Consider the following 12,644-nt stretch of genomic DNA (forward strand, 5'->3'; position numbering starts at 1 on the left):
CGCCCCCGCGACCGGCGATCCCGCGACCCCCGCGCCCGAGGCGACCACCCCGGCGCCGCAGTCGCGTGTGTTCCCGGCTCAGGCCCCGCCGACGCCGACCCCGCCGCCCGCCGATCTCACGCCCGCCCAGCAGCAGGCCAAGGAGATCGCCGACGCCAAGGCGCTGCGGCAGAGCACCGACCAGAACATGCAGCAGGTCGCGGTCATGAGCATGGACTGCACCAAGCCCGACCCGTTGGCCGGTAACGACGACCCGGCCCTGCCGCTGGTCACCTGCTCGCAGGACGGCACGGAGGTGTTCCTGCTCGGCCCGAGCCGCATCGACGGCCAGGAGATCGCCGACGCCACGTCGGGCTTCAACGCCCAGCAGGCCCGCCACGAGGTGAACCTCGAGTTCCGTTCCACCGGAACGGACGCCTGGGCCGCGCTCACCGGCGAGTACGTCAACAAGCGGGTCGCGTTCGTGCTCGACTCGAAGGTCGTGAGCGCCCCGCAGGTGCAGCAGGGCCCGCAGCTCGGCGGCAGCACCTCCATCTCGGGCAGCTTCACCGCCGACAGCGCGAGCGAGCTGGCCAACACCCTCAAGTACGGCTCGCTGCCGCTGTCGTTCACCACCTCCGAGGCGGAGACGGTGTCGGCCACGCTCGGCCTGGCCGCGCTCAAGGCCGGTCTGCTCGCCGGTGCGGTCGGTCTGCTCGCGGTGCTGCTGTACTGCCTGTTCGTGTACCGGATGCTCGGCTTCCTCGCCGGGTTCTCGCTGATCGCCGCCGGTTTCGCCGTGTACGGCATCATCGTGCTGCTCGGGCGCTGGATCGGGTTCACCCTCGACCTGGCCGGTATCGCCGGTCTGATCATCGGTATCGGTCTGACCGCCGACTCCTTCGTCGTGTTCTTCGAACGCATCAAGGACGAGATGCGCGAGGGCCGCAGCTTCCGTTCGGCCGTGCCGCGCGGCTGGGCCCGCGCGCAGCGGACCAACCTCTCGGGTAAGACGGTCAGCCTGATCGCCTCGGTCGTGCTGTACCTGCTCGCCGCCGGTCAGGTGAAGGGCTTCGCGTTCACCCTCGGTGTCACCACCGTGCTCGACGTGATCGTGCTCTACCTGGTCACCGCCCCGCTGCTGATGCTCGCCTCGCGCTCGCCGTTCTGGGCGAAACCGTCGGTGAACGGCTTGGGTTCGGTGCAGCAGATCGCCAGGGAACGTGGCGCGGGCCAGGTCCGGCCGAAGGAGATGTCACGATGAGAAATGCCGATCCGACGACTGAATCGCTGAACCTGGACAAGGCCGAGCCCACCGCGTCCCCGCAGCACGGGTTCTTCGAACGGCTCTACACCGGTACCGGTGGCTTCCCGATCGTCAGCAGGCGCAAGTTCTTCTACACGATGTCGGCGGTGCTGCTGCTGATCTCGCTGCTGAGCATCGCGGTGCGCGGGTTCACCCTCGGTATCGACTTCGAGGGCGGCTCGCGCATCCAGGTCCCGGCGCTCGCGAATGTCACCACCCAGGAGGTGGAGGACGTCTACGCCGAGACCCTCGGCCACGGCCCGGTGACGGTGCAGGAGGTCGGTTCCGGTTCCGCCGCGACCATCCAGGTGCGCTCGGAGACCCTCGACAAGGACCAGACCGACCAGCTGCAGAGCGCGTTGCGCGCGATGCTCGAGCAGGAGTCGGGCACCTCGGTCGGCCTGGAAGCCATCAGCATCGCCGAGATCAGCGAGACCTGGGGTGGCCAGATCACCCAGAAGGCGCTGATCGCGCTCGCGGTGTTCGTGGCGCTGACGATGATCTACATCGCCATCCGCTTCGAACGCGACATGTCGATCGCGGCGATCGTGTCGCTGTTCTTCAACCTCATCGTCACGGCGGGCATCTATTCGCTGGTCGGGTTCGAGGTGACCCCGGCCGCGGTGATCGGTCTGCTCACGATTCTCGGTTACGTGCTCTACGACAACGTGGTCGTCTTCGACAAGGTCGAGGAGAACACCCGCGGTGTCCTGCACCTGCACAAGCGGACCTACGCCGAACAGGCCAACCTGGCCGCCAACCAGACTCTGATGCGCTCGATCAGCACCACCGTCATCGGCATCCTGCCGATCATCGGCATGCTGGTGATCGCGGTGTGGATGCTCGGTGTCGGCACGCTGAAGGACCTCGCGCTGGTACAGCTGGTCGGCATGATCGTCGGCGCCTACTCCTCGATCTTCCTCGCCGTTCCGGTGCTGGTGTCGATCAAGGAACGCTGGGGCCCGGTCGCCGCGCACACCAAGAAGGTGCTCGACAAGCGCGCCGGTGGCGGCACCGCACGCGTGCCGGTGACGGCGGGAGCCCGCGCGGCGCGCGGTCCCCGGCCCACCGACGCCGGTGCGCCCAGGCCCGGCGCGCGGCCGAGCGGGAAGCGGCACAAGGGCAGGCACTGACGGCACGAGCAGGGGTCTCATCATGCGACGCAGCACGATTCGGCTGATCACCGTCCTCGCCGCGGCAGGCGTCGGCGCCGGTCTGGTGACCGGGTGTTCGACCAAGAACCAGGTGCCCTCGATCGGTTACGCCGTCGACGCGGCGGTCGCCAGCTACAACGGCGGCAGCACCCTCGGCGCGAGCAGCGGCGCGGCGGCGGTGTTCGGGCGCGTGCTCACCGGGTTCTTCTACACCGGACCCGACGGTCAGCAGGTGGCCGACACCGACGCGGGCACCGCCAAGGAGGTGCCGGGCGAGACCCAGACCGTGCAGTACCGGCTCAATCCCGACGGGGTGTACTCCGACGGGGTCGCGACCTCCTGTGACGATCTGGTGCTCGCCTGGTCGGCCCGGTCGGGCCGGTTCACCCGGTCCGGTGACCGCGGCCAGGCACCGATGTTCGACGCCGCGAGCACCGACGGCTACGACGACATCGAGCGGGTGGACTGCCAGCCGGGGTCCAAGGACGCCACCGTGGTGTTCCGTCCGGGCAGGCACTACCTGCCGTGGCGCACCCTGTTCACCGCCGCCGAGCTGATGCCGGCCCACGTGGTGGCCCAGGCGGTCGGTGTACCGAACGTGGTCGACGCGCTGCAGTCCGGTGACGGCGCGGTGATCGGCCGGATCGCCGACTTCTGGAACTCGGGCTGGACCATGGCACCGGGCGAACTGGATCTCACCAGGTTCCCGTCGTCGGGTCCGTACCGCATCGAATCCTTCACCGCGGCCGACGGTTTGGTGCTCGTCGCCAACGAGAAGTGGTGGGGATCGGCACCCGAGACCAGCCGTATCGTGGTCTGGCCCAAGGGTACCGACTACGCGGCCAAGGCCAAGGAGAACGCGCTCGGCGTGGTCGACCTCGGCGCGGGCTCGGTGACCGACCTGGCCCTGGAGGGATTCGACGAGCAGACCGTCCCCGGCCGCGGCGCCGAACAGCTCGTGCTCGGCACGGGTGGGGTGTTCGCCCGGGTGGAGACGCGGCGTGCCTTCGCCCAGTGCGTCCCGCGCCAGGCCCTGTTCGACACCCTCGGCAAGGCCGGTGAGGTGCCGCCGCGCGGCCTCGGCTCGGGAACTTTGAATTCGCGGGTGGTGCAACAGGATTCGCTGTATTACGGTGCTGTGTCCGGAGCCGGCGACCGCTATCGCGGCACCGATATTCCCGGTGCCACGGCGACACTCGCCTCGGCGGGGACCGCCCAGCCGACCATCCGGATCGGCTATCTGACCCCCGATGCCCGCCGGGCGAAGACCGTGGCGATGATCGCGGAATCCTGCCGTGGGGCCGGCATCACGGTCGTCGACGCGGGCGCACCGGATTTCACGCCGGCCAAGCTCGGCGAGGGCGCGGTGGACGCGGTGCTCGGCAGTACGGCGGCGGTTCCGGGACCGGCCGGATCGGCGACCGGTGTCGCCGCGTTCGCCGCTTTGCGGGCGGGTAACGGGCTCGATGCGGGAGGTTTCGGGAACGCTCGCTACGATGCCATCACCGATCAGCTTGCGGGCGAGACCGATTCGACCGCGACGCTGAATCTGCTGACCGAGGCCGAGAACCTGCTGTGGGCGCAGCTGCCGAGCATCCCGTTGTTCGCCACTCCGCGCACCATCGCGTTCGGTAACGGCATGCAGAACGGGATCCCCGGGCCGACGCAGGCGGGCACCGGGTGGAATATGGATCGCTGGGTGTTGCAGCGGTGAGTCGTGGACGTGAGACAGAGGTGGCGATGAGTAAGCACGCGGTGGTCGAATCCGCCGATCAGGTCGGCGAACGGACCGGCAAGGCCGCCGACGCGGTCGCCCGGCTCACCCGCTGGCACGACGACTTCCCCACCCCCGGCGTGCGTTTCGCCGATCTCACCCCCGTCTTCGCCGATGCCGAGGGCTTCCGCGCGGTCATCGATTGCTTCGCCGCCGTCGCCACCGACGTGGACCTGGTCGCCGGGGTCGACGCGCGCGGCTTCCTGCTCGGCGCCGGAGTGGCCGCCACCCTCGGCACCGGGGTGCTCGCCATCCGCAAGGGCGGCAAGCTGCCCCCGCCGGTCGTCTCGCGCGAGTACCAGCTCGAATACGGCAGCGCCGCACTGGAGATCCCCGCCGACGGGGTGGAGCTCGCGGGCAAGCGCATCCTGCTGCTCGACGACGTCCTCGCCACCGGCGGCACCCTCGCCGCGTCGGCGGGCCTGTTCACCGAGGTCGGTGCCGAGGTGGTCGCGGCGGCGGTCGTGCTGGAACTGGAGTTCCTGAAGGGCCGCGAGCACCAGGGTGACTACCCGCTGACCTCGATCGTCAAGCTCTAGGTTCGCGCCACATCGGCCACACCGACGGCCCTTCGGGCAGGTGCAGTTCCCCGGTGACGACGAAGCCGAAACGTTCGTAGTAGGCGATGTTGTCGGCGTTGCTCGATTCGAGGTAGGCGGCGGTGCCCTCGGCGTCGCAGCGGTCCAGGCGTGAGCGCAGCAGCGCCCCGCCGTAGCCGCCACCACGCACGTCGGGGGCGGTGCCGATCACCGACAGGTACCAGTGCGGCCGGCTCGGATGGTGCTTCTTCAGCAGGTCGCCGACCGTCTTGCCCGACAGGATCCGGCGGCCGAACGCCCGCCACAGCCCGGGCATGGCACGCAGGTCGGCGCCGAAGGAACCGTATGGTCCCGGCGGAGCCCACAGGGTCGCACCGCCGATGGTGCCGTCGGGTCGGGTCGCGAGTTCGCAGGCGCCGAGCGGAACGAAGTAGTGCCTGGCCATCGCACCGAAGAACCACGGCAGACCGGCCGCCCGCCGCTGCGGGTCCGGCAGGATCCAGCTCATCACCGGGTCGTGCCGGAACGCCGAGGCCAAGGTTTCGGCCAGCGCCCCCACGTCGGCCTGTTTGGCCGCGCGCACTGTGGTCAACACATCTGTCACCTTCCACTGACGGTGGGCGCTGCTCGCCCGCCGGTTTGTCGACCGCCCGTCCGGTTCACCATGTCCAGCTCGTCCGCAGCGGCCCGAGCTGCCCACCGCGCAACGTCGCGCGGCAGACCTGTTCCTTCAGCAGAGCGGCCGTGCGGCCGGTGAGGACCGCGGGCAGCGGGCGGTCGGTGAGGTCGGAGAACTGGATGAGCGCGTCGCGGCGCCCCAGGCTCACGGACTGGCCGATGTACTTGCGGCGCAGGGGTTTCGGCTCACGGCCCGTGAGGGCTCGCAGAACGGTCTCGGCCGCGTGTACGCCGCAGGGCACTGCGGCCTGGCAGCTCATCCGCAACGGGTTCGTGCCGAGGGCGACCGCGTCACCGGCGCCGACGATGTTCGGACTCGTTGTGCTGACCAGGGTGTCGTCGACGAGCATGGCCCCGGCCGCGTCCACTTCCAGCCCGCTCGACCGGGCCAGGTCCGAGGGCGCGAAGGCGGTGGTGGTGATCGCGAGGTCGGTGTCGAGGACCGTGCCGTCGGTGAGGGTGATCTTGTCCTGGGCGATCGCCGTGACGGCCACCTGGTCGACCACCGTCACCCCGAGTGCCGCCAAGGCGGTACGCGCGCGGACACGCCCTCGTGCGGACAGGCTGTGGCCCAGTTCGCCGGTCACCAATCGCACCCGCACAGCACCGGTCTCGGCGAGTTCGGCGGCGGTTTCGATGCCGGTGAGGCCGCCACCGATCACCGTCACCGTGGCGCCGGCGGGCAGGTCGGCCAGGCGCAGGCGGGCGCGGTCGGCTTCGGCGCGGCTGCCGAGCGAGACAGCATGCTCGGCACCCGCGATACCGGTGTCGTCGGTGTGGCTACCCGGGGCGTAGACGAGGTGGTCGTAACCGATCTCGTCGCCGGAATCGGTCCGTACGTGGTGGTGCCGGGCGTCGATGACCTGCGCGGTGGCGGTGACGATGCGCACGGCGTCGGGCAGGACGCTGCGCAGCGGCCGATGGGCTCGGTGTGTGCCCGCGATGTACTGGTGCAACCGGATGCGTTCCACGAAGTCGGTGCCCGGATTCAGCAGCGTCACCTGGACGCCCGGGTGACGGGCCAGGCGCTTGGCGGCGCTGATCCCGGCGTACCCGCCGCCGAGGACAACCACGTCGGCCTTCATCTACGACCCCCTCTGTCCGCGTTCGTCTTTCACGATAGTGACCTGTCGCGCAGCGAGGGTATGCAGGTGAGCGGGCTCACGCGCGGAAAAAAATAGAGTGGCGTGGTCCGGGGAACCGGTGTTATCAATGAAGGGTCTTGTCCCCGACGATCGGAGTCATGCGTTGATTTCTTGAGGTAGCGCTTTCGGGCGGTCCGCACTGTGCGCACCGCGTATCCGTCGCACCTCGAGGTGGTCCGCATGTCTACGCTGTCCTTTTCCGATCTCACTTTCCACTGGCCCGACGGCACCGTCGTCTTCGACGGCCTCGATGCCACCATGGGACCCGGCCAGATCGGTCTGGTCGGTGCCAACGGCGCCGGGAAGTCCACGCTGCTGCGGCTGATCGCCGGCGAACTGCGCCCGATGCGCGGATCGATCGCCGTGCCGGGTGATCTCGGTTATCTGCGGCAGGATCTCGGCATGCGCACCGGTCAGCGCGTCGATGCCGTGCTCGGGATCGACACGCTGCGGGCGGCACTGCACCGCATCGAGCACGGCACGGCCGATGCCGCCGACTTCGACACCGTCGGCAACCAGTGGCAGGTGGAGGACGAGGCGATCGCGCTGCTCGGCAAACTCGGCCTCGACTACGTGGCCGGATCCGTCGCCGACCTCGACCGCACTCTCGACACCCTCTCCGGCGGGGAGACGGTGCTGCTCGGACTGGTCGCCGAACTGCTGCGCGAACCGGATGTGCTGCTGCTCGACGAACCGACCAACAACCTCGACTCGGTCGCGCGGGCACGGCTCTACACGGTGATCCGCCAGTTCACCGGCACGGTGATCGTGGTCAGCCACGACCGCGAACTGCTCGACCGGATGGACGGTATCGCCGAACTCCGGGCGGGTGAAATCCGGTCGTTCGGCGGCAATTTCACCGACTACGAACGCGTCGTCGAGGCCGAACAGCAGGCCGCGCTCGCCGCCGTGCGCGACGCGCGCAGCGACGTCCGCAAACAGGCACGTGAACTGGAAGCGGCCAGGATCAAACTCGACCGCCGAAAGCGCTACGGACAGAAGATGTCCGACACCAAGCGTGAGCCGAAGATCGTGATGGGCAACCGCAAACGCAGTGCCGAGGTGTCGGCGGGCAAGCTGCGCAATTCCCACATCGACAAACTCGACACCGCTCGCGAAACCCTCGACCAGGCCGAGGAGTCGGTGCGCGCCGACCGGGAGATCCGGATCGAACTGCCCGGCACCCGGCTGTACCCGGGGCAGGACGTGATCGCCCTCGACCAGGTGCGTCTGGCCAACGGTCCCGTCGTCGATCTGCGGGTGAGTGGGCCGGAACGGATCGCGCTCACCGGACGCAACGGTGCGGGCAAGACCACCCTGCTGCGGCGGATCGTCGCGGAGGGCCCGAAGGTGGCGTGGCGGTTGCTGCCCCAGCGGCTCGACGTGTTCGACGACGCGCGAACGGTGTTCGAGAACGTGGCCGATGCCGCACCGCACGCTTCGGCCGAGCAGATCCGGGGACAGCTGGCGCGCTTCCTGTTCCGCGGTGCCGACGCCGGCATCCCGGCCTCGGCGCTGTCGGGCGGGGAACGACTGCGGGCCGCGCTGGCGACGCTGCTGCTCGCCGAACCCGCGCCCAAACTGCTGATGCTCGACGAACCGACCAACAATCTGGACCTGCCGAGCCTGGCGCATCTCACCCAGGCCCTGGCAAGCTTCGAGGGTGCGCTGCTCGTGGTGAGCCACGATCAGCGGTTCCTGGACGACATCGGCGTCACCCGGAGGCTCGAACTCACCCCCGACGGGCTGGTCGAGTAGGCAGGGGCATGATCGGGGACGACCGATACCCGCGGCGTTCGCCCGGGGACGACGAACAGATGGGGTGACGTGGAGCAGTCCGTTGTGTCGATCGACGTGGTGACGTTGCGATGCTGGGAGGGCGACACCGGCGTGCGCGTGGGCATCGCGGCCCGCGAATTCGAACCCTTCACCGGTCAGCTGGCCCTGCCGGGCGTCCTGCTGGGGCGGGGCGAGCGGCTGGTCGAGGCCGCCCGTCGCGCGGTCCTGGGCAAACTCGGCGTGCCCGACACCGCGATCGTCGCGGTCGGCCAGCTGCGCACCTTCGACGAACCGCACCGCGACCCCCGTGGCCCCACCCTCGCGATCGCCATGTGGGCGGTCGTCGCCGAACACGAGGGCCCCGCCGAATGGGTCGGTTTCGACGAGGTGCCCCCGCTGGCCTTCGACCACAACCACATCATCGAGACCACCCGGCCCGCGCTGGCCGCCCTCCTCTGGAAAGACCCCACCTTCACCCGGGCCCTGGCAGGCGCCGAGTTCCCCGCCACCCGCGCGGTCGACCTCACCACCGCCCTGCACGGCACCCGCCCCGACCCCGCCAACCTCAACCGCACCCTCGCCACCATCCCCGGCCTGCACCGCACCGGCGAACGCCGCCGGGTCCGGGCCACCGGCCGCCCGGCTGTCGTGTGGGCCTTCGACAACTGATCCGCGCCACGGCGCGGATCACGCGCGGATTCAGCCGGAAGCGGCAGTGGTCGCCAAGTCGTAGAGCGCATACGTGCGGCGCAGCACCGGATACGAAACATTGTGCACCGCAATGTTTCCCGTGGTCCGGCCGTCTTCGGTGCCCGCGTGTGCGTGTCCGTGCAGCGCGAGCGTAGCGCCCGCGGCGTCGATCGCGTCGCCCAGCGCCTGACAACCGAGACCGGGATAGATCGAGATCGGCTCGCCCGCCAGGGTGTCGACGGTCGGGGAGAAGTGGGTGAGGGCGATCCGCGTCGGCGTGTCCAGCGCTTCGAGCGCCGCCCGGAGCCGGAGCGCGTCGACGGCCCCACGACGCATCAGCGTCCGGTGCTCCTCGCTCCCGGAGTCCGGGTCGCCGGGGTACGCCGGGAAGCCGCCGGAGCCGCCCATCACCCCGGCGATACCGATCCGGTGCCCGCGCACGGTGCAGACCGTCGCCCCGCCGTCGAGCACCCGCACCCCGATGCCCGTGAGCATGCCCGCGATCACATCGACCGCGCCTGCGTCGTGGTCGTGATTGCCCAGCACCGCGACGATCGGCACCGCCAGTCCCGCGAGTTCGGCGCAGAGCAGCTCGGCCTCGGCCACGGTGCCGCCGTCGGTGAGGTCACCGGCCAGCAACAGCAGATCGGCCTTGTTCCCCAGCTCGAGGAGGTCGGATCGGAACTTTCCCGCGACGGCCGGACGCATGTGCAGATCGGCGGTGGCGGCGATACGGACTGGTGCTTTGTTCCCCACCCACCGAGATGGCCACAGTGGATCGCCGCTGTCAACAGCGCGGTAGATCATCGCGAAAGGGCGCGTGGTGGGCGGTCGGATCGGTTCGTGTCGGAGCGTCGTACTACCGTCGCGTGTCTGTGACCCCGGGGAATCGAACACCAGGTCGGTGTGGGGACTAAAGTTGGTGGTCCGGGCGGTTGCAGCAGTCGGCTGACAAGGTCGAATGCGGCGTGAGAGGTGGTGGCATGACTCGACAACTCGGCGAGGCGAAGGTTGGGCAGGGGTCCACCGGCGCCGCGCCAACCGGTGATGCCCAGGGCAAGCCCGAACCCACGAAGCAGTCGCCCACCGCCTCGGTGCCCAGTTCGGCATCACGGCGCGTGCGTGCCCGGCTGGCCAGGCGGATGACCGGTCAGCGCGGGATCGCGGCCGTCAAGCCCGTGCTCGAACCCCTCGCGACGGTGCACCGGGAGCTGTACCCGAAGGCCAACCTCGCGCTGTTGCAGCGCGCCTTCGACGTGGCCGACGAACGCCACGCCAAGCAGTTCCGCAAGTCCGGTGACCCGTACATCACCCATCCGCTCGCGGTCGCCAACATCCTCGCCGAACTCGGCATGGACACCACGACCCTGGTCGCGGCCCTGCTGCACGACACCGTCGAGGACACCGGCTACTCGCTGGACCAGCTCAAAGAGGAATTCGGCCAGGAAGTCGCCCACCTCGTCGACGGGGTGACCAAACTCGACAAGGTCAACCTCGGCGCGGCCGCCGAGGCCGAGACCATCCGCAAGATGATCATCGCGATGGCCCGCGACCCGCGCGTGCTCGTGATCAAGGTGGCCGACCGCCTGCACAACATGCGGACCATGCGTTTCCTGCCGCCGGAGAAGCAGGCCAAGAAGGCCAAGGAAACCCTCGAAGTCATCGCGCCGCTGGCGCATCGGCTCGGGATGGCCACGGTCAAGTGGGAGCTCGAGGACCTCGCGTTCGCGATCCTGCACCCCAAGAAGTACGACGAGATCGTGCGCCTGGTCGCCGACCGGGCCCCGTCGCGCGACACCTACCTGGCGAAGGTGCGCGCCGAGATCGTCAACACTCTCGCCGCGTCGCGGATCAACGCCGTCGTCGAGGGACGGCCCAAGCACTACTGGTCGATCTATCAGAAGATGATCGTCAAGGGCAAAGACTTCGACGACATCCACGACCTGGTCGGCATGCGCATCCTGTGCGAGGAGGTCCGCGACTGCTACGCCGCCGTCGGCGTGGTGCACTCGCTGTGGCAACCGATGGCGGGCCGGTTCAAGGACTACATCGCCCAGCCGCGCTACGGCGTCTACCAGTCGCTGCACACCACCGTCGTCGGCCCCGACGGCAAGCCGCTCGAGGTGCAGATCCGCACCCACGACATGCACCGGACCGCCGAGTTCGGCATCGCCGCGCACTGGCGCTACAAGGAGACCAAGGGCAAGCACTCCGGTGACGCCGCCGAGGTCGACGACATGGCGTGGATGCGTCAGCTGCTCGACTGGCAGCGTGAGGCCGCCGACCCGGCCGAGTTCCTCGAGTCGCTGCGCTTCGACCTGAAGTCGCCGGAGATCTTCGTTTTCACGCCCAAGGGTGACGTGATCACGCTGCCGCAGAAGTCGACACCGGTCGACTTCGCCTACGCGGTGCACACCGAGGTGGGCCACAAGTGCATCGGCGCCCGCGTCAACGGCAGGCTCGTCGCGCTGGAACGTCAGCTCGAGAACGGCGAGGTCGTGGAGGTCTTCACCTCCAAGGCGCAGAACGCCGGACCCAGCCGCGACTGGCAGAACTTCGTGGTCTCGCCCCGCGCGAAGGCCAAGATTCGCCAGTGGTTTGCCAAGGAGCGGCGCGAGGAGGCGCTCGAGAGCGGCAAGGAGCAGATCTCCAAGGAGGTCCGCCGCGTCGGACTGCCGCTGCAACGGCTGATGAGCGTCGACGCGATGACCGCGGTAGCCCACGAACTGCACTACACCGACATCTCCACCCTCTACACCGCCGTCGGCGAACACCAGGTGTCGGCGCACCACGTGGTGCAGCGGCTCATGGCCCAGCTCGGTGGCATCGGCGATGTGGAGAACGAGCTGGCCGAACGGTCCACGCCGTCGACCACGCCGAGTAGACAGCGGGTCACCGGCGACGCGGGCGTACTCATCCCCGGCGCCCCCGGCACCGTCGCCAAGCTCGCGAAATGCTGCACGCCCGTACCAGGTGACGAGATCATGGGATTCGTGACCCGTGGTGGTGCGGTGAGTGTGCACCGCACCGACTGCACCAACGCGGGCTCGCTGCAGTCGCAGTCCGAACGGATCATCGACGTGGAGTGGGCGCCGTCGCCGTCGTCGGTGTTCCTCGTCGCGATCCAGATCGAGGCGCTCGATCGCACCCGGTTGCTCTCCGACGTCACCAAGGTGCTCGCCGACGAGAAGGTCAACATCCTGTCGGCGTCGGTGGCCACCCACGGCGACCGGGTGGCGATCAGCAAATTCACCTTCGAGATGGGCGACCCCAAGCACCTGGGTCACCTGCTCAACGTGGTGCGCAATGTCGAAGGCGTGTACGACGTCTACCGGGTGACTTCAGCAGCCTGACCATGGCTTCTCGGCCCGGGCACACGCTATTCGCGGTGCCCGGGCCGCTCGCTGTGCTCGCTTCGTTCTGATGGATCGCCAGAAAGTTGCTGGCGCGCAAGGGTTTGCTGGGGGCAGCGGAAGGGCCGGTTAGGGCAGGGGTTCGGATACCCGGAATCTGTTACGGTTTACTGCGTTTCAACGTTCCACTGGTCAGCCGAAACGGACTGTGATGCGGATCGATATGGCTCGGTGCACGACACGACTC

Annotated in this window: 10 protein-coding genes; 7 read left to right on the forward strand and 3 right to left on the reverse strand. The window is 69.0% G+C overall.

The annotated features are described in order from the left end of the window. The 4 genes from secD to NI2_RS21705 all read left to right on the forward strand — a co-directional run. On the forward strand, positions 1–1,243 hold a 1,243-nt coding region (secD, locus tag NI2_RS21690; protein WP_067493494.1), incomplete at its 5' end, for a protein translocase subunit SecD. Next, positions 1,240–2,418: a protein translocase subunit SecF gene (gene secF / locus NI2_RS21695; protein WP_067493496.1), complete on the forward strand. Its 1,179-nt coding sequence runs from the start codon at positions 1,240–1,242 to the stop codon at positions 2,416–2,418. The genes secD and secF, both read left to right, overlap by 4 nt. Before the next feature lie 22 nt (positions 2,419–2,440). Further along, positions 2,441–4,153, forward strand: coding sequence for an ABC transporter substrate-binding protein (locus NI2_RS21700; RefSeq protein WP_067493498.1), 1,713 nt, complete (start codon positions 2,441–2,443; stop codon positions 4,151–4,153). A gap of 26 nt (positions 4,154–4,179) precedes the next feature. Next, positions 4,180–4,752 (forward strand): adenine phosphoribosyltransferase, encoded by a 573-nt coding sequence (locus tag NI2_RS21705; RefSeq protein WP_067493811.1) that lies wholly within the window; start codon positions 4,180–4,182, stop codon positions 4,750–4,752. Here NI2_RS21705 and NI2_RS21710 read toward each other — a convergent pair. Both NI2_RS21710 and NI2_RS21715 read right to left on the reverse strand, forming a co-directional pair. Beyond that, on the reverse strand, positions 4,742–5,347 hold the full coding sequence (locus tag NI2_RS21710) for a GNAT family N-acetyltransferase (RefSeq protein ID WP_243749688.1): 606 nt from the start codon (positions 5,345–5,347) through the stop codon (positions 4,742–4,744). The two genes, NI2_RS21705 and NI2_RS21710, sit on opposite strands and share 11 nt — an antisense overlap. Before the next feature lie 64 nt (positions 5,348–5,411). Continuing rightward, complete coding sequence (locus NI2_RS21715; RefSeq protein ID WP_067493502.1) at positions 5,412–6,515, reverse strand: NAD(P)/FAD-dependent oxidoreductase; 1,104 nt, start codon at positions 6,513–6,515, stop codon at positions 5,412–5,414. Between the two features lie 240 nt (positions 6,516–6,755). Between NI2_RS21715 and NI2_RS21720 the strand changes: the two genes are divergently transcribed. Beyond that, entirely contained in the window at positions 6,756–8,333 is a 1,578-nt protein-coding gene (locus NI2_RS21720; protein ID WP_067493813.1) for an ABC-F family ATP-binding cassette domain-containing protein, read from the forward strand. Between the two features lie 69 nt (positions 8,334–8,402). Continuing rightward, positions 8,403–9,023 carry an NUDIX hydrolase gene (locus NI2_RS21725; RefSeq protein ID WP_067493504.1) on the forward strand — a complete coding sequence of 207 codons (621 nt, stop codon included), beginning with the start codon at positions 8,403–8,405 and terminating at the stop codon, positions 9,021–9,023. Positions 9,024–9,053: 30 nt separating this feature from the next. Here the strand turns inward: NI2_RS21725 and NI2_RS21730 are convergent, their stop codons facing one another. Further along, on the reverse strand, positions 9,054–9,800 hold the full coding sequence (locus NI2_RS21730) for a metallophosphoesterase family protein (protein WP_133733779.1): 747 nt from the start codon (positions 9,798–9,800) through the stop codon (positions 9,054–9,056). A 227-nt stretch (positions 9,801–10,027) separates the two neighbouring features. On the opposite strand from NI2_RS21730, the gene NI2_RS21735 reads away from it, so the two are divergent. Beyond that, on the forward strand, positions 10,028–12,397 hold the full coding sequence (locus NI2_RS21735; RefSeq protein WP_067493506.1) for a RelA/SpoT family protein: 2,370 nt from the start codon (positions 10,028–10,030) through the stop codon (positions 12,395–12,397). Positions 12,398–12,644 lie beyond the last annotated feature (247 nt).

This window comes from Nocardia ignorata NBRC 108230, from assembly GCF_001612905.1.
Classification (GTDB): domain Bacteria; phylum Actinomycetota; class Actinomycetes; order Mycobacteriales; family Mycobacteriaceae; genus Nocardia; species Nocardia ignorata.

What these genes read in the sequence shown, in the direction of transcription:
- secF (WP_067493496.1), top strand. Translation starts at nt 1,240, where the DNA reads ATGAGAAATGCCGATCCGACGACTGAATCGCTGAACCTGGACAAGGCC.
- NI2_RS21700 (WP_067493498.1), top strand. Translation starts at nt 2,441, where the DNA reads ATGCGACGCAGCACGATTCGGCTGATCACCGTCCTCGCCGCGGCAGGC.
- NI2_RS21735 (WP_067493506.1), top strand. Translation starts at nt 10,028, where the DNA reads ATGACTCGACAACTCGGCGAGGCGAAGGTTGGGCAGGGGTCCACCGGC.
- NI2_RS21705 (WP_067493811.1), top strand. Translation starts at nt 4,180, where the DNA reads ATGAGTAAGCACGCGGTGGTCGAATCCGCCGATCAGGTCGGCGAACGG.
- NI2_RS21720 (WP_067493813.1), top strand. Translation starts at nt 6,756, where the DNA reads ATGTCTACGCTGTCCTTTTCCGATCTCACTTTCCACTGGCCCGACGGC.
- NI2_RS21715 (WP_067493502.1), bottom strand. Translation starts at nt 6,515, where the DNA reads ATGAAGGCCGACGTGGTTGTCCTCGGCGGCGGGTACGCCGGGATCAGC.